Source organism: Zhongshania guokunii, from assembly GCF_040892635.1.
Lineage (GTDB): Bacteria > Pseudomonadota > Gammaproteobacteria > Pseudomonadales > Spongiibacteraceae > Spongiibacter > Spongiibacter guokunii.
This window is the reverse complement of record NZ_JBFRYA010000008.1, coordinates 116,596-133,692: the sequence shown is the minus strand read 5'-3', so window position 1 is coordinate 133,692 and position 17,097 is coordinate 116,596. Positions and strand designations below refer to the sequence as shown.

Here is a 17,097-nt window from a genome sequence, read left to right as displayed (position 1 = left end):
TCTATTCAAATGGAGGTGGAGCCAGTACTTCGCGACTACCGTTACTGGCCATCTCTGTTACGACACCAGCGGCCTCCATTGTTTCAATTAATCGGGCGGCGCGATTATAGCCGATTCGCAATTTGCGCTGTACAGCAGAGATCGAGGCGCGTCGGCTTTGAGTAACATAGGCCACCGCTTCATCGTAAAGTGCATCGCCCTCGCCATCGTCGCTACCACCTTCGGGCGGCATACCAGGCATGGCGTCGGTACTGCTACCCTCTTCCAAAAGCCCGTCAATATACTGAGGCTCGCCCCGTCGTTTCCAGTCGGCAACCACTCGGTGAACTTCTTCGTCCGACACAAAGGCGCCGTGAACGCGAATCGGAATGCCGGCCCCCGGCGGCAGATACAACATATCGCCGTGACCGAGTAACTGCTCTGCGCCGCCCTGATCGAGAATCGTTCGCGAATCTATTTTTGATGACACTTGGAAACCAATCCGCGTAGGCACGTTGGCCTTAATCAAACCGGTAATAACATCCACCGAGGGACGCTGGGTGGCTAGCAACAGGTGAATGCCAGCGGCGCGAGCCTTTTGGGCGATACGCGCGATAAGCTCTTCGACCTTTTTGCCAACAATCATCATCATGTCGGCAAATTCATCGATAACCACGACGATTGAGGGCAAAACCTCTAGATCTGGAGCCTGAGCTTCTTCTAAGCCCGCTTGATAATGTTCTTCCGGCTTCCACAGAGGATCTTTAATCGGCTCCCCCGCCAAGATGGCATCCTTTATTTTGCGGTTAAAGCCAGCAAGATTACGCACACCCATTTTCGACATTAGCTTGTAGCGTCGCTCCATTTCAGCAACACACCAGCGCAGGCCATTAGCTGCGTCTTTCATATCGGTAATGACCGGTGTTAACAAATGCGGAATGCCATCGTATACCGACAATTCCAGCATCTTCGGATCGACCAGCATCAATCGCACTTCTTCCGGCGTCGACTTATAGAGCAAGCTAATCAGCATGGCATTAACGCCCACTGATTTACCCGAGCCGGTGGTGCCCGCCACCAACAAATGAGGCATTTTGCCCAGATCGGCACACACCGGCTCGCCCGAAATATCGTGACCGAGCGCAAGCGTTAACGGCGATTTGCAGGAATCGAAAGCCTCGGACGACAGCACGTCGTGAAAATTAACTATTTCGCGATCTTCGTTGGGGATTTCGATACCCACATAGGGTTTACCTGGAATTACCTCGACAACCCGCACACTAATAACCGCCAGCGAGCGCGCCAAATCTTTTACCAAATTAGAAATTTTGCTGACTTTAACCCCCGCGTCGGGCTCCAGCTCAAAGCGAGTGATAACCGGACCTGGGAAAACCGCTACCACTTTGGCAGACACGCCAAAATCAAGCAGTTTAATTTCAAGCAACCGCGACATCGCCTCGAGGGTTTCGGGTGAATAGCCACGATCGGGATTGTGAATTGCCTTATCGAGCAGGCTCAACGACGGCAAAGTACCGGTCACGGGGCCGTCAAATAGCGATGCTTGGCGTTCTTTATCGGGCCGACTCGACTTTGCCACTGGCTTTGGTGGCGGCGCTATTTGCGGGGGAATACGAGTCTTTTGAATTTCAGTTTTTTTAGCCACAGACTCATGACGCTGCTGCTTGGCCGCGGAGGCTTTGCGGCGCTCATGACGGGCTAATTTATATTTATATAGTTTTTCTCGGCCCCGATCAAACAGCCTTAATGTGTGCTCACCAAGAGAATCCATCAGCCTGATCCAAGACAGATCGGTAAATATGGTCAAGCCAAACAGTAAAATCGCAATTAATAGCAGGCGGCTACCAAACTCGTTAAACGATGTCATGGTGGCATGGCCTACCGCGTCGCCCAGCACCCCTCCCGCGCCAAATGGCAGGCCACTATTACCGTAATCACCGTTGGCGGCGAGACCGGTACTGGAAATCATTACCAGCACCAAGCCGATTAAGCGCAGCACAAAAATCAGGGTATCGAATCCGGCGGGACGATAACGTTCCCTAAATAACCGCCACGCTCTAAAGCCGAGCATGGCAGGAAATAAATACGCCATAAACCCGAACAGCGCGAAGAATACGTCAGCCAGCCACGCTCCGACTGGACCACCAGTATTAACCACGCTATCGCCATTGCCGGTACGCGACCAGCCGGGATCATTGCCGCTATAACTCAGTAGCGAGACAAAGATATAAATACACACCGCAACAAAGGCAATTAACAAACCTTCGCGCAGACGCAAATTTAAAATTTCACGGTTTTCCACCATGGAAGCTGATGTTGATTTTGGCAAAAGAAAACGGTTTCCTAAGTTTGTGCGTAAAATTTACGCACTGCCTGACAAAAGGCATTGAAAAAGCATAAACGATCCCAATATTAGCACTATGTCATGACACTTGTCGCCGCACAGAGCTTTTGCTGCCGATAGTGAATTACCCTATGATATGCGTCTATTCTCAGTCATTTTGGATTGATCGAAGTTCAATCCCCCTGCTTGGATACAGTGATTTATGAGCGACAGTCAACACCACCGCCTGATAATTCTCGGCTCAGGCCCTGCCGGCTATACTGCTGCGGTCTACGCCGCCCGCGCCAACTTGAATCCCGTGGTTATTACCGGCATTCAACAAGGTGGTCAGTTAACTACCACCACTGATGTTGATAACTGGCCTGGCGATCAAAACGGCGTTCAAGGTCCTGAGCTCATGCAGAGAATGCAGGAACATGCCGAGCGCTTCGATACCCAGGTGCTTTTTGACCACATTGAATCAGTAGACCTTAAAAACAAGCCGTTCACCCTTACCGGCAGTAAAACCTATACTTGCGACGCCTTAATTATTGCGACTGGCGCCTCTGCGCAATACCTTGGCCTGCCCTCTGAAGAAACATTCATGGGTAAGGGCGTATCCGCCTGCGCAACCTGCGACGGTTTTTTCTACCGCGGCAAGAAAGTAGCGGTTATTGGCGGTGGTAACACCGCAGTTGAAGAAGCGCTGTATCTGTCGAATATCGCCTCTGAAGTAACTTTAGTACACCGTCGCGACAGCCTGCGCTCGGAGAAAATTTTGCAAGACAAGCTGCTCGAACGCGCCGAGAATGGCAATATCAACATCCTCTGGAACCACCAATTAGATGAAGTTTTAGGTGACGACAGCGGCGTAACTGGTTTGCGCCTGAACAGCACCAAAGGTGGAGACAGTCAGGAAATCGACGTAGCCGGGGTATTTATCGCGATTGGCCACAAGCCCAATACCGATATTTTCCAAGGTCAACTTGAAATGAAAGATGGCTATCTTAAAATTCACAGCGGCACCGAGGGTAATGCTACCCGGACTAGCGTAGAAGGTGTATTTGCTGCTGGCGATGTGGCCGACCACATTTATCGCCAAGCGGTAACTTCGGCAGGTTTTGGCTGCATGGCGGCACTGGATGCCGAACGCTACCTAGACGATTTGGCTTAAGTACGGCAACTTAATCAATGTCCGCCATTCCATGGCTAGATCCGACTGACCTGCGTTTCCCAGCCATTGAATCTGCGTTAGAGGACCCCAACGGCCTGTTGGCCGTTGGCGGTGATCTCAGCGTACCGCGACTTTTAGCCGCTTATCGGCAGGGTATATTTCCGTGGTATGAGGAGTCTCAGCCCATTTTATGGTGGGCGCCACAACCCCGTGCGGTGGTATTTCCCGAACGCCTGCATATTGCTCGCAGCCTGCGCAAAGAATTGCGCCGTTTCGAATACGACGTGAGCTTTGATCAGGATTTTGGTGGCGTAATACAAGGCTGCGCCGAGCTGAGCCAAAAGCGACCAGGCACGTGGATTTCTGATGACATGCGCAGCGCATACCAAAACTTACACAACGCCGGCTGGGCACATTCGGTAGAAGTATGGCGTCACGGCAAGCTAATTGGTGGTCTTTACGGCGTGGCAATTGGCAAAATGTTTTACGGCGAGTCGATGTTTAGCCGCGAGTCAAATGCCTCAAAAATTGCTTTTGTTCATCTTTGCGGTCAATTGCAAGAATGGGGCTTCCCCCTCATTGATTGTCAGATAAGTAACGATTATCTTGAGACCATGGGCGCGGAGGAAATGGATCGTGCAAGCTTCAAAAAATGCCTACAGTCATACACCAACATTGAGTGCGCACCAGCAAAATGGACCCTCGACTGGTATTACGGCAAGCCGCCAGTGGCCAGCGCATGACTGACGACAAGCAAATCAAGCTTTACGCTACTCATCCCCACCCCTGTAGCTATTTTGGCGACCGTGAAGCAAAAACGCTTTTCATCGACCCCGATGCCAATATCTCTACACCGGTCTATAGCGAGTTATCGCGCCGCGGCTTTCGCCGCAGTGGCGTTCACATCTACCGCCCCGACTGCGGAGATTGCAAGGCATGTATTGCGTCACGAGTGCCTGTTAATTTATTTAAACCTAGCCGCACCCAACGCAAAGTCGCCAACCGCAATAGTGATTTAAAAGCCCGCATTTCAGATAGCCCAGCCGACAACGCCTACGCGCTTTATGAGAAATACATAAACAGCCGTCATCGCGACGGTGATATGTATCCGCCGTCGCGCCAGCAATTTGATAGTTTTTTAGGCCAAGGTAGCGAGGCCAGCCAATATATTCATTTTTACTTGGCCGAGCAGCTGATTGCGATCGCTGTTACCGACGTATTAGATGATGGCTTATCCGCAATTTACACCTTTTATGATCCTGATTTCCCTCAGCGCAGCTTGGGTGTTTACGGTATTCTTTGGCAAATTTCGCGCTGCAAAGACCTCGCACTACCCTATCTTTACCTTGGCTATTGGATTCGCGACTGCCAAAAAATGCGTTATAAAACCGACTACAAGCCAATAGAACTGCTAATGAGCAACCGTTGGCTGCGTTTAAATTAAGCATATCTCCACAATTGACGCTGCAAATTGCCATCAGGCGTAAATTAGGGCAAAATGCGCGCAGTTTTGACGGCCCTACGTGGCTTCAGTGCATTGCACTTAATTTTAAAGACTCTCGAGGATAGTTGCCGAATGGCGAAAGAAGACCAGATCGAAATGGAAGGCGAAGTCATCGACACCTTGCCGAATACTACTTTTCGCGTGCGCCTAGAAAACGGACACGTTGTTACTGCCCATATCTCAGGCAAAATGCGCAAGCATTACATCAGGATTTTAACTGGTGACAAGGTCAAGGTGGAATTAACCCCCTATGACCTAAGCAAAGGCCGCATCACCTTCCGCGGCCGCTAAGAAATACCTGCTAATCACAGGTCTGGCCCGCCTCTTCTTCCACTGCCTCCGCAGCTAGGGCCAGCTTGTCACCTTTCACGCTGACATTAACCACGCCACCGCATTTCTCAAGACTGCCAAACAACACCAGTTCAGCTAACGGCTTCTTGATATGCTCTTGGATAATTCTGGCCATTGGCCGAGCACCCATGTGCTTATCGTAACCGTGCTCAACCAACCAGCGGCGCGCCTCATCATCAACATGCAGAGCAACCTTCTTGTCGTCTAGCTGCGCCTGCAATTCCACCAAGAACTTATCAACCACAGTTAACACAACCTCTGGCTGCAAAGGCTCGAACGAGATTACGCTATCGAGACGGTTGCGGAACTCTGGGGTAAACAGACGATTAATCGCTTCAGTCGAATCGGTTTGATTATCCTGCTCGGTAAAGCCTATTGAACGACGACTGATACTTTCTGCACCGGCATTGGTTGTCATCACAAAGATCACATTGCGAAAATCCGCTTTGCGACCATTGTTATCGGTCAGCGAGCCGTGATCCATAACCTGCAATAACAGATTAAACAAATCTGGGTGCGCCTTTTCGATCTCATCCAACAACACCACCGAGTGCGGGTGCTTGGTTACCGAGTCGGTCAACAAGCCACCTTGATCAAAACCAACATAGCCAGGGGGCGCGCCAATTAACCGCGATACGGTGTGGCGCTCCATATACTCAGACATATCGAAGCGAATAAGCTCCAAGCCCAGCAGCTTAGCCAGCTGCCGACAAATTTCGGTCTTACCAACACCGGTAGGCCCAGCCAGCAAAAAGCTGCCTATGGGCTTTTCTGGTGATTTGAGGCCTGCCCTCGCCAACTTGATCGAGGCACTTAGCTCGGCAACCGCTTTGTCTTGACCAAAAACCACCATTTTCAGATTATCTTCCAATTTCACCAACGAAGCGCGGTCGTCAGACGACACACTCTTAGGTGGAATACGGGCGATTTTCGCAACAATGGCCTCGATCTCGGCAATATCAATTTTCTCAACGCGGTTTTCTGGCTTCTGCAGACGCTGGTAGGCACCCGCTTCATCAATGACATCAATCGCCTTATCGGGCAAAAAGCGGTCATTTATATACCGAGCAGACAATTCCGCGGCAGAGCGCAGCGCGCCATCGCTGTATTTTAATTCGTGATGACTTTCAAAGCGCGAGCGCAAGCCCTTAAGAATTAAATAAGTGTCTTCAACAGATGGCTCATTAACATCGACTTTCTGGAAGCGGCGACTTAGCGCGCGATCCTTATCAAAAATACCGCGGTATTCTTGGAAAGTCGTTGAACCTATGCAGCGCATCTGGCCAGAGCTTAGCAGTGGCTTCAATAGGTTGGAGGCATCCATAACACCGCCGGAAGCGGCACCGGCACCAATAATGGTGTGAATCTCGTCAATGAACAAAATCGCGCCGGGACGTTTTTTAAGATCAGCCAGCAAACCCTTAAGCCGCTTTTCAAAATCGCCACGGTATTTGGTGCCGGCCAGCAAGGCGCCCATGTCTAGCGAGTAGACCACGCTACCCACCAAGACATCGGGCACTTCGCCGTCAACAATACGCTTGGCCAGGCCTTCGGCAATTGCGGTTTTACCCACACCAGACTCACCCACTAATAAGGGGTTGTTTTTACGGCGACGGGTTAAAATTTGCGCAACGCGCTCAACCTCTTCGGCGCGCCCAATCAAGGGGTCGATACGACCCGCTTTTGCTTCGGCGTTAAGGTTGGTGGCAAAATTTTCCAATGGACGCTGCTCAGGATCAGCATTTTCACCCTCGGCGTCTTGGCTTTGATCGTGTTCAAGGCCTTCGGCGCCAGACACTTTAGAGATGCCGTGAGTAATGAAATTGACCACATCCAAGCGATTAACGCTCTGCGACTTTAAGAAGTAAACCGCCTGACTTTCCTGCTCGCTAAAAATAGCGACTAGAACATTGGCGCCAGTGACTTCTTGCTTACCAGAGGATTGCACGTGGAATACTGCGCGCTGTAATACACGCTGAAAGCCCAAGGTCGGCTGGGTATCTCGCTCAACATCGGTTTCTGGTATTCGTGGGGTGGTTGCGTCGACAAACTCTTTAAGCTCGCCCTTAAGCTGCAGCAAGTCAGCGCCGCAGGCCAGTAGTACCTTAACGGCCGCTTCGTTGTCTGCCAGCGCTAGCAATAGATGTTCGACGGTCATGAATTCATGCCGACGACTACGAGCCGATTTAAATGCCTGACTCAGAGTTGTTTCTAGGTCTTTGCTCAACATAGACTACATTCGCCTTCTGCAATTACCAGTGTTAGTCGTCGCTCTCTTCTATCTCAGCAAGTAGCGGATGACCGTTGTCTCTAGCGTACTGGTTCACCAGCGCGGCTTTTGTCTCCGCAATATCCTTGGTGAACACTCCACACACTCCCTTACCCTTGGTGTGAACGGCCAGCATGACTTGCGTCGCGCGCTGACGATCCAAATAAAAGAAGTCCTCCAAAACCTCAACAACAAACTCCATGGGCGTATAGTCATCGTTAAGTAAGACCACAGCATACATACGTGGTTTCTTTAATTCAGGTTTTGATTCCTGAACCGCGATACCGTTACTGTGATCCTCGTCTTCCGGCTTGTTAGCCATATTCTGTATATTAATCTGCATTTTCACTGAAGTTACCTGAGCTTATCACCACTATAACCCCGCGCAATAGGGAAATTCACCAACTTCCCATCTTACAACGTCTTTACTTGACGCGGTGGCCGGACTGTTTTAAAAATGGGGGCTGTATTCGGAAATACAAGGCAGTTTACGTCAACTACGCAATAACTATAACGACAATTAAGGAAGAAAGGCTATGCAAAGCGGTGTTGTAAAGTGGTTCAATAACGCCAAAGGATATGGGTTTATCGTATCCGAAAGCGGTGAAGATGAAATTTTCGCCCACTATTCGGCCATCACCATGGAAGGCTACAAAACGCTAAAAGCGGGGCAATCCGTGGTTTTTAAAGCTGAACCTGGTCCCAAGGGGCTGCACGCAATCGACATTAAAGCAGCTGAAACGCAAACGCAAGAATAGCGCCGCGAAAGGAAATATCGCCCCCCGCTTGTGCGGGCGGCGACGATTTTTTACGCCATGTGCTTAACGATGGCATCACCAAACTCTGAACACTTCAGTAAGGTTGCACCTTCCATCAAACGCTCAAAATCATAGGTTACGGTTTTAGCCTGAATAGCACCGTTCATGCCGGCAATAATTAAATCTGCCGCTTCATTCCAGCCCAAGTGACGCAACATCATTTCTGCAGACAGGATCAATGAACCTGGGTTCACCTTGTCTTGGCCCGTGTACTTGGGTGCAGTACCGTGAGTTGCTTCAAACAGTGCAATGTTGTCGCTCATGTTCGCACCGGGTGCAATACCGATACCACCAACCTGAGCAGCCAGGGCGTCAGACAGGTAATCGCCATTCAAGTTAAGCGTAGCAATAACGCTGTACTCGTCTGGGCGCAACAGCACTTGCTGGAGCATAGCATCAGCAATCACGTCTTTAATGACGATCTCTTTGCCAGTGTTTGGATTCTTAATGCTCACCCATGGACCGCCGTCGATCAGTGCGCCACCGAACTCTTCCATTGCCAGCTCGTAAGCCCAAGTTTTGAAAGCGCCTTCGGTGAACTTCATGATATTGCCCTTGTGGACAATAGTCAGCGATGGCAGGTCTTGGTCGATAGTGTACTGAATAGCTTTGCGAACAAGACGCTTCGTGCCTTCTTGTGAAACCGGCTTGATACCAATACCGCAATCCTGTGGGAAGCGAATTTTAGTAACGCCCATTTCATCCTGAAGAAAATCAATGATTTTAGTTGCTTCAGGAGTGCCCGCTTTCCATTCAATACCTGCATAGATATCTTCAGAGTTTTCGCGGAAAATAACCATATTGGTCTTGCCGGGCTCTTTAACAGGTGAAGGTACACCTTCGAACCAGCGAACCGGACGCTGACAAACATACAGATCGAGCTCTTGGCGCAGCGCTACGTTCAAAGAGCGGAAACCGCCGCCAACAGGCGTAGTTAATGGACCTTTGATAGCGACAACATAATCTTTAATCGCATCAAGAGTCTCTGCTGGGAACCAGTCGCCGTCGTAAAGCTCAGCGGCTTTCTCGCCAGTGTAAATCTCCATCCAGCTGATTTTTTTCGCGCCTGAATAGGCTTTTTGAACGGCTGCATCAACAACGTTGATCATCACCGGAGTAATATCGATCCCGATGCCATCGCCTTCGATAAAAGGTATTACTGGCCGATCGGGTACGTTCAAGGAGAGATCCGCATTAACGGTGATTTTCTCGCCCTCTGCAGGTACCTTGATATGTTGGTATCCCATTTTTGACTCCATGGTTTATCAGTTAGTATCTTTGCTCGCACTTGCTCACAATACGAAGAATGACTGTATTAGGTACAATACAGCTTCGGTAAAAAGCGCGACATTGTAACACTTTATACCGAGATTTCTTCTATGAATGAGCCTATTTTAACGTGAGCGACATTTTTATTTTCAACAAACCCTTTCAGGTTATGAGCCAGTTCACTGACTCGGATGGCCGCGCCACCCTAGCTGATTACATCAGTATACCCGCGATATATCCAGCGGGACGGCTAGATTATGACTCTGAAGGCCTAATGATTTTAACCGGCGATGGCGAATTGCAGCACCAAATAAGCCATCCGCGCCACAAACTTAAAAAAACCTACTGGGCGCAAGTCGAAGGGGAAATAAGCGATTCAGCACTAGCTCAACTTCGCACTGGAGTCACACTAAAGGACGGCCCCACCCTTCCGGCCAATGCCGAGCGCATCGCCGAGCCTGACCCGCTCTGGCCCAGAGATCCACCGGTGCGTTTTCGGGCCGCCATCCCCACCAGTTGGATTAGCCTGCAAATTAGCGAAGGTCGCAATCGCCAGGTTCGACGCATGACTGCCGCGGTCGGCTTCCCCACGCTGCGCTTGATTCGCGCCGCAATTGGCGACTGGGCACTCGACGGCCTGGCACCAGGTGAGCACCGAAAAATCACACTTAGCGATGAGTTTAAGCGCTATGCTAGCCCAAACAAGCCAGCGTCACGACGCATTAATTACAAGCCCCACAACAAAAGCCCTCGGCCCACTGGTCGCAAACGTAGTCGCTGAGCGGCGGCAGCTGTTACAATTCCGCTTTTGGTATTCGGACAAGACTATGGACTGGCAGCCCCACGTCACCGTGGCAACCTTGGTTGAGAACGACGGCAAATTTTTGTTTGTTGAAGAAATCAAACATGGACAGCGGGTAATCAATCAGCCCGCCGGCCACCTCGAACAGAATGAGAGCCTAATAGAAGCTGCCTGTCGCGAAACGTTAGAAGAGACCCAGTGGCGGGTTGAGATCCTAGGTGTCGTAGGCCTGGGTTTATACACCGCACCGAGTAACGGCGTGACCTATCAGCGCACCAGTTTTTTTGCCAAGCCAATCGCCTTTTGCCCCGAGCAACCACTCGATAGCGATATTGAGCAAGCCATTTGGCTAACGGTAGAAGAGCTCCGCGAGCGCCGCGCCATGCTGCGCAGCCCACTGGTGCTGGAGTGCTTGGAGCGCTATCTCGCCGGCCACCGCTACCCCCTGTCAATGATTTACGGAACACGCTAATGCAGCAAAGCACAAGCCCAGACAACAGTACAACCAAGGTTATCGTCGGCATGTCCGGCGGCGTCGATTCCTCGGTTTCCGCCCTGCTATTAATGCAGCAGGGTTATCAGGTCGAAGGCCTGTTTATGAAAAACTGGGACGAAGACGACGGCACCGAATACTGCACCGCTAAAGATGATTTGGCCGATGCCGCTGCAGTATGCAAAACCTTGGGTATTCACCTGCACACCGCCAATTTTGCCAGCGAATATTGGGACAATGTCTTTGAGCACTTTTTGGCGGAGTATAAGGCAGGCCGCACGCCCAACCCAGACATTCTCTGCAATCGCGAAATTAAATTTAAGGCCTTCCTTGATTACGCCTTAGTGCTGGGCGCCGACTACATCGCCACTGGTCACTACACCCGCCGCCGCGATGTTGACGGCAGCAGTCAACTGCTAAAAGGCCTCGACGCCAACAAAGACCAGAGCTATTTTCTCCACGCCGTGGGCAGCGAACAGCTAGCTAAAACACTATTCCCCGTAGGCGAAATTGAAAAGCCCGTGGTGCGCGCCCTTGCCGAAGAACACGGCCTTATCACTCACAACAAAAAAGACAGTACCGGTATATGCTTTATTGGTGAGCGCCGCTTTAAAGACTTTTTGCAGCAATACCTGCCCGCCAAGCCTGGCCGCATTGAAAGTTTGGACGGCCTAGATATGGGCGAGCACAGCGGTTTGATGTATCACACCATTGGCCAGCGTCAGGGCTTGGGGATTGGCGGCGTTAAGGGCGGCGGCGAAGAGCCCTGGTATGTTGTAGACAAAAATTTAGACCGCAACGTCTTGCTGGTCGCCCAAGGCGGCCAACACCCATCGCTGTTTAAACAAGCCCTGCAAGTTGGCGAGATCCACTGGATTAGCGGACAAGCGCCAGCGCTACCCCATAGCTGCAAGGCTAAAACCCGCTACCGGCAAGCCGATCAAGATTGCGAAATTCGCGCCACCGACAGGGGCTTTGAAGTGCATTTTAGCGATGCCCAGCGCGCTATCACCCCGGGTCAATCAGTGGTGTTTTACGACGACGACATCTGCCTTGGTGGCGGTGCTATCGAAGCAGGGTTTAATTATTTATGAGTAGTGCAGTGAGCAAACCCGAGCAACTCGCAAGGCAGCAAACCCTCGCCCTCGCGGCAATTGTGCAAGGCACTGTGCTGGTCGATCAAATAGCCCGCACTGGTCAAGCCGAACCCCAGGCACTTGAGGCGTCTATTAATAGCCTTTTCGCATTTTCAGCAACCACCGTTGAAGAAGCCTATGGCGGCATCGAAAACCTAGAGGTGGGCATCCGCGGCCTGCGCGACCTGCTAAGCGGCAATGATTACGGCGAGCGCCGCGCGGTTATGCGCTATTGCCTAGGCATCTTACATTTACACAAAAAACTGCGGGGCGACGATACTACCTCAGCACTACTGCGCAACAGACTTCAGCACGCCGAAAAAAATAGAGAGATGAATAATATAGATATCAGTACCTTAAGCTCATCTCTTTCATCAATTTATCAAGATACAATATCAAAGTACAATTTCCGAATACAAATAACCGGCAGCGCCCAAGAGCTACAAAATGCTAATAATGCAGCACGTATACGCAGCTTACTACTCGCCTCGATACGCGCAGCGTATTTGTGGCGCCAAGTAGGTGGCAGCCGCTGGAAGCTCGTCTTTCAGCGCAACCGGCTTTTTGCCCAAACCAAACAGCTGCTCAGCACTGAAATTCCCCGTTAACTCGTGTATTATTGCGCGCTTTCCGCATGGCCCGCCCCGCACAGCACAGTAAAAGGTATTGAACATGGACTTATCCGCGCTTTCCGCCGTCTCACCCGTCGATGGCCGCTACGGCAGCAAAACTGCGCCTCTGCGCCCCGTATTCAGCGAATTTGGTCTTATCAAATACCGCTTAATTGTTGAAGTGCGCTGGCTGCAAGCCTTAGCCGCCAACCCTGGCGTGATTGAAGTGCCCGCCCTAAGCCAAGCAGCCAATGCGGCACTTGAAACCCTCATTAGTAATTTTGATGAAAGCGGCGCGCAAAAGGTAAAAGACATCGAGGCGACTACCAACCACGACGTTAAAGCCATTGAATACTTTATTAAAGACGCAATTAGCAGCAACACTGAATTAGCCGCAATTTCCGAATTCGTGCATTTCGCCTGCACCTCAGAAGACATCAACAACCTATCTCACGCACTGATGCTGCAAGAAGGCCGCGAATTATTGCTCGCCGACGCCGATGCTATTATTAATAAGCTGACTGAGCAGGCTCACGAGTTTGCCGACGTGCCAATGCTCGCTCGCACCCACGGCCAAACTGCCAGCCCCACCACAATGGGCAAAGAGTTTGCCAACGTTGTCGCCCGTCTGCGCCGCCAGCGCGCGGCTATTGCCGACGTTAGCCTGCTAGGGAAAATTAACGGCGCCGTGGGCAACTACAACGCCCACCTGTCGGCCTATCCCGACATCGACTGGGAAGCCCACGCCGACGCTTTTATTAGCAAACTCGGTATCAACTGGAATCGCTATACTACCCAGATTGAGCCCCACGACTATATCGCCGAGTTATTCGACGCAATCGCGCGCTTTAACACCATTTTGATCGACCTCGACCGCGATATTTGGGGTTATATCTCGCTGGGCTACTTCAAACAGCGCACTATTGCTGGCGAAGTGGGCTCCTCCACCATGCCGCACAAGGTCAACCCCATTGACTTCGAAAACTCCGAAGGCAATTTAGGTCTGGCCAATGCAGTGCTTAATCACTTGGCCGCCAAGCTGCCGATCTCGCGCTGGCAGCGCGACCTTACCGACTCCACTGTATTGCGCAATATGGGCGTGGGCATTGCCTACAGCACCATGGCCTATGCCGCCACGATGAAAGGCCTGAGCAAGTTGGAAATTAATGTCGCCCGCATAGCCGCCGATCTTGACGACAGCTGGGAAGTGCTCGCCGAGCCTATTCAAACCGTGATGCGCCGCTACGCCGTTGCCGAACCCTATGAAAAACTCAAGGCGCTTACCCGCGGCCAACGCATTACTGCGGAAATACTGAAAGAGTTTGTTGCAACCCTGGATATTCCTGAGGCGGCTAAAGCCGAATTGCGCGAGCTTACTCCGGCCAAATACATCGGCAATGCCGCTGCCCAAGCAAAGCGGATCTGATTGATGGCGCTGCAGAACTTTGACCCCCAGCAATTTTTAGATGAGGTCTGGCAGCGCAAAGCCACCTTAATAAAGGGCGCGCTCCCCAATTTCAATTGCCCCTTAGACGGCAATGATCTGGCAGGGCTAGCCTGCGAAGAAGGCATCGACAGCCGTATTATTATTGAAGCTGACGATGGCTGGGAGCTGCGCAACGGGCCTTTTGACGAGGCCGAGTTTGCCACGCTCCCCAAAAACAAATGGACCTTGCTGGTCCAAAGCGTAGACCACTACTTGCCGGACCTCGCCGACGTGCTCGCCGAGTTCCGCTTTATTCCCCGCTGGCGCACCGAAGATATCATGGTGAGCTATGCCACCGACGGCGGCAATGTCGGCCCCCATTACGACCAATACGATGTATTCCTGATTCAAGCCAGTGGCCAACGTCGTTGGAAAATCGGCGGCCACTGCGGCCCCGACACACCGCTGCATCCGCATCCCCAGCTAAAACTGCTAAAGGAATTCAATACCGAATCTGAATACCTGCTAGAAGTCGGCGACATTCTTTATGTACCGCCAGGAGTCGCCCACTGGGGCGTTGCCGAGGGCGATGACTGCATGACCCTATCGGTCGGTTTCAGAGCGCCCTCAGAAGCTGAGTTGTTTAGCGATTTTGGTGACGAAGTTGCCAGCTTTCTCGATGCCTCGCAGCGCTACCGCGACCCCGCACTGAGCGCTGGCAATAATACAGGTGAAATCTCTAGCGAGGTTCATAAGCACGTAAAAGCGCTGCTACTTAAGCAGCTCGACAACGATGCCTTAATTGCCCGCTGGTTTGGCAGTATGATGACCCGCGTCGACGACCGCGAGGAGCTGGCCGGCGACCACCTCGATTTTGATGAATTTCAATTAGCGCTAAACGACGGCGAAATCCCCCAGCTGCGCCTCGGTGCTCGGCTCGCTTTCGACGCCCAATATTTATACGCCGATGGCGCGGCCTTTGCGTATCCACCCGAGCAAACCAGCGACGTGAAGGCCCTGTGTCAGCAGGAATGTGGCCAGCCTATAAGTAATTTCCGAAGTTTAAGCAAAGAAATGCTATACGCGCTCTACAGTAGTGCTACGCTTTGCTTTGATGAAGACGATTACGATAGTTAAAGCGGCTTGGAGCGAATACCAACAACAACTCACTGCCATACGCCATATGGTGTTTGTCAATGAGCAAAAAGTGCCTGAAGCACTTGAGTTAGACGAATTCGACACTACTGCCACCCACTGGCTAGCCTTTCACGATACGGAGGCGATTGGCACCGTACGCCTGCTCGATAACGGCACCATCGGCCGCATGGCCGTATTGCCACCCTATCGTCGCAAGGGCGTAGGCAAGGCGCTACTGCAACATTGCATTAATGAAGCCAAAGATCGCGGAATTGCCAGCCTACACTTAGGCGCCCAAATTCACGCAATTGAGTTCTACCAACAGCAAGGTTTTGAACTCATTGGCCCTCGCTTTCTAGACGCCGGCATAGCGCACCAGCATATGCGTATGACCTTAAATCCAATGCTGCGCAGAGGGTTTACCGCAGAAATCAACTTGCAAGCCAATCCCGCGCGAGCTGCTGTCGACCTACTAAAAAATACGCGCTGGGAACTGCGAATATTCAGCCATAGCCTAGAGAATTCGCTCTATGCTAATGAACATTTTTTGCGCTATGCCCATGAGTTTATTCATCGTCATCAGGGCAACACTATTTTTCTAATGATCTGCGACGAAATGCCGCTGCGCGAACATCATCACCCACTGCTCGACATGAGTCGCGAATGGAAAACCGCGATACCAATCCGCAAGCTCAGCATTGGTCACACCTTTGGCGCCAAAGAATTTTTCATGGTTGGCGATGAAGATAAACTCATCACCTACCCACATCAAAGTGCCATCAACAACGCCGAATACTGCAGTGTGGAATCAATAGCACGCGACTACCGTGAAAGTTTTGACCGCCTCTGGCGCCACGCCAAACCTCCACTCTCCTTAAAGCCATTCTATTAAATAACGCTTTTTGCGCTACTGCCACCTACAGCCAAGTGCCCTGTAATAATTTTCGATGTTTTCAGTTAATACATTTGCTACTATCTCGATTACCACATAGACCACCTGGCTTCTCGGTAATTTAGGATCGAGCTTAGGGTCACAGATAATAAATATAAAACAACGAGATCAAATAATTGGCTATTCGCACACTCAGCTACATATTTGCTGCCGCCCTGGCCATAGTGGTTGGCAGTGCTGCGGGCTATCAATACCGAGATCTGCAAGACGCCCGCGCAAATTTACGTAATTTGGCGCCCAGTGCTATTGATATCGGCTTCAGCCAAGCCATGTATCTTCACCACCGGCAAGCCATCGCAATGGCCCAATTATTATTAGACGGTCGCCCCACTGGGCTCACCGCCCAAGCGCGCGCCATCGCCGCGACCCAGCTCGTCGAACTCGGCGAAATGCAAGGTTGGCTGCGGCTATGGAACCGGCCAGTAACACCTGCCAACACTGATATGTCGTGGATGCTGCTCGGCACACAGCCGCCAAATTCACGCTTAAACCAATACCTGCTCGACTGTGGGCGCTCGCCCAATGGCATGCTCGGCATGGCAAGCCTCGAAGAATTAAACACCCTGCGCAACAGCGAAGGTTTAGCCCGAGATACCCTGTTTTTACAACTAATGCTCAGTCATCACCAAGGTGGCCTGCCCATGGCAGAATTTGCCGCCGAGCAGGCTAGCTTGCCGGCGGTACGAACGCTAGCGGCGAGAATAACCCTAGACCAGGCTACCGAAATTCAACAATTTCAAATAATGCTCGCCGCAATTACCCCGCAAAATGCTGCGGCAAATTAAAGCGACACATAGCCGACGCAACTAAAACGCGGTTTCAAAATAATAAGTGA

Annotated in this window: 17 protein-coding genes; 13 read left to right on the top strand and 4 right to left on the bottom strand. The window is 51.3% G+C overall.

The genetic code is table 11. The annotated features are described in order from the left end of the window. Position 1: 1 nt before the first annotated feature. The gene (locus AB4876_RS10855; protein ID WP_368381741.1) at positions 2-2,302 is read right to left on the bottom strand and encodes a DNA translocase FtsK; all 2,301 of its coding nucleotides are present in this window, start codon (positions 2,300-2,302) and stop codon (positions 2-4) included. A 241-nt stretch (positions 2,303-2,543) separates the two neighbouring features. On the opposite strand from AB4876_RS10855, the gene trxB reads away from it, so the two are divergent. The 4 genes from trxB (at position 2,544) to infA (ending at position 5,289) form a co-directional block, all read left to right on the top strand. Then, positions 2,544-3,494, top strand: coding sequence for a thioredoxin-disulfide reductase (gene trxB, locus AB4876_RS10850; RefSeq protein ID WP_368381683.1), 951 nt, complete (start codon positions 2,544-2,546; stop codon positions 3,492-3,494). Between the two features lie 17 nt (positions 3,495-3,511). After that, entirely contained in the window at positions 3,512-4,237 is a 726-nt protein-coding gene (aat, locus tag AB4876_RS10845; RefSeq protein WP_368381681.1) for a leucyl/phenylalanyl-tRNA--protein transferase, read from the top strand. Further along, entirely contained in the window at positions 4,234-4,938 is a 705-nt protein-coding gene (locus AB4876_RS10840; protein ID WP_368381680.1) for an arginyltransferase, read from the top strand. The genes aat and AB4876_RS10840 overlap by 4 nt, the downstream gene beginning before the upstream one ends. Positions 4,939-5,070: 132 nt before the next feature. Then, positions 5,071-5,289, top strand: coding sequence for a translation initiation factor IF-1 (gene infA / locus AB4876_RS10835; protein WP_008247839.1), 219 nt, complete (start codon positions 5,071-5,073; stop codon positions 5,287-5,289). A 10-nt stretch (positions 5,290-5,299) separates the two neighbouring features. Here the strand turns inward: infA and clpA are convergent, their stop codons facing one another. Next, complete coding sequence (clpA, locus tag AB4876_RS10830) at positions 5,300-7,579, bottom strand: ATP-dependent Clp protease ATP-binding subunit ClpA (protein WP_301029749.1); 2,280 nt, start codon at positions 7,577-7,579, stop codon at positions 5,300-5,302. Between the two features lie 31 nt (positions 7,580-7,610). Next, positions 7,611-7,940, bottom strand: a complete 330-nt coding sequence (clpS, locus tag AB4876_RS10825; protein WP_438273414.1) for an ATP-dependent Clp protease adapter ClpS — start codon at positions 7,938-7,940, stop codon at positions 7,611-7,613. A 214-nt stretch (positions 7,941-8,154) separates the two neighbouring features. Between clpS and AB4876_RS10820 the strand changes: the two genes are divergently transcribed. After that, a complete protein-coding gene (locus AB4876_RS10820) occupies positions 8,155-8,376 on the top strand; it encodes a cold shock domain-containing protein (RefSeq protein ID WP_368381677.1) in 222 nt (73 codons plus the stop codon). Positions 8,377-8,426: 50 nt separating this feature from the next. On the opposite strand, the gene icd is transcribed toward AB4876_RS10820, so the two are convergent. Then, complete coding sequence (icd, locus tag AB4876_RS10815; RefSeq protein WP_368381676.1) at positions 8,427-9,683, bottom strand: NADP-dependent isocitrate dehydrogenase; 1,257 nt, start codon at positions 9,681-9,683, stop codon at positions 8,427-8,429. 152 nt (positions 9,684-9,835) lie between these two features. On the opposite strand from icd, the gene AB4876_RS10810 reads away from it, so the two are divergent. The 8 genes from AB4876_RS10810 to AB4876_RS10775 all read left to right on the top strand — a co-directional run bounded on the left by AB4876_RS10810 (position 9,836) and on the right by AB4876_RS10775 (position 17,047). Further along, positions 9,836-10,486 (top strand): pseudouridine synthase, encoded by a 651-nt coding sequence (locus AB4876_RS10810; RefSeq protein ID WP_368381675.1) that lies wholly within the window; start codon positions 9,836-9,838, stop codon positions 10,484-10,486. A gap of 46 nt (positions 10,487-10,532) precedes the next feature. After that, positions 10,533-10,979, top strand: coding sequence for an NUDIX hydrolase (locus AB4876_RS10805; protein ID WP_368381674.1), 447 nt, complete (start codon positions 10,533-10,535; stop codon positions 10,977-10,979). Next, entirely contained in the window at positions 10,979-12,094 is a 1,116-nt protein-coding gene (mnmA, locus tag AB4876_RS10800; protein ID WP_368381673.1) for a tRNA 2-thiouridine(34) synthase MnmA, read from the top strand. The genes AB4876_RS10805 and mnmA overlap by 1 nt, the downstream gene beginning before the upstream one ends. Further along, on the top strand, positions 12,091-12,744 hold the full coding sequence (hflD, locus tag AB4876_RS10795; RefSeq protein WP_368381672.1) for a high frequency lysogenization protein HflD: 654 nt from the start codon (positions 12,091-12,093) through the stop codon (positions 12,742-12,744). Before mnmA ends, hflD begins: the two co-directional genes overlap by 4 nt. Before the next feature lie 64 nt (positions 12,745-12,808). Beyond that, complete coding sequence (gene purB, locus AB4876_RS10790) at positions 12,809-14,173, top strand: adenylosuccinate lyase (protein ID WP_368381671.1); 1,365 nt, start codon at positions 12,809-12,811, stop codon at positions 14,171-14,173. Positions 14,174-14,176: 3 nt separating this feature from the next. Further along, on the top strand, positions 14,177-15,310 hold the full coding sequence (locus AB4876_RS10785) for a JmjC domain-containing protein (protein ID WP_368381670.1): 1,134 nt from the start codon (positions 14,177-14,179) through the stop codon (positions 15,308-15,310). Further along, entirely contained in the window at positions 15,288-16,202 is a 915-nt protein-coding gene (locus AB4876_RS10780; protein WP_368381669.1) for a GNAT family N-acetyltransferase, read from the top strand. The genes AB4876_RS10785 and AB4876_RS10780 overlap by 23 nt, the downstream gene beginning before the upstream one ends. A 176-nt stretch (positions 16,203-16,378) precedes the next feature. Beyond that, positions 16,379-17,047, top strand: a complete 669-nt coding sequence (locus AB4876_RS10775; protein WP_368381667.1) for a DUF305 domain-containing protein — start codon at positions 16,379-16,381, stop codon at positions 17,045-17,047. Positions 17,048-17,097: the final 50 nt, after the last annotated feature.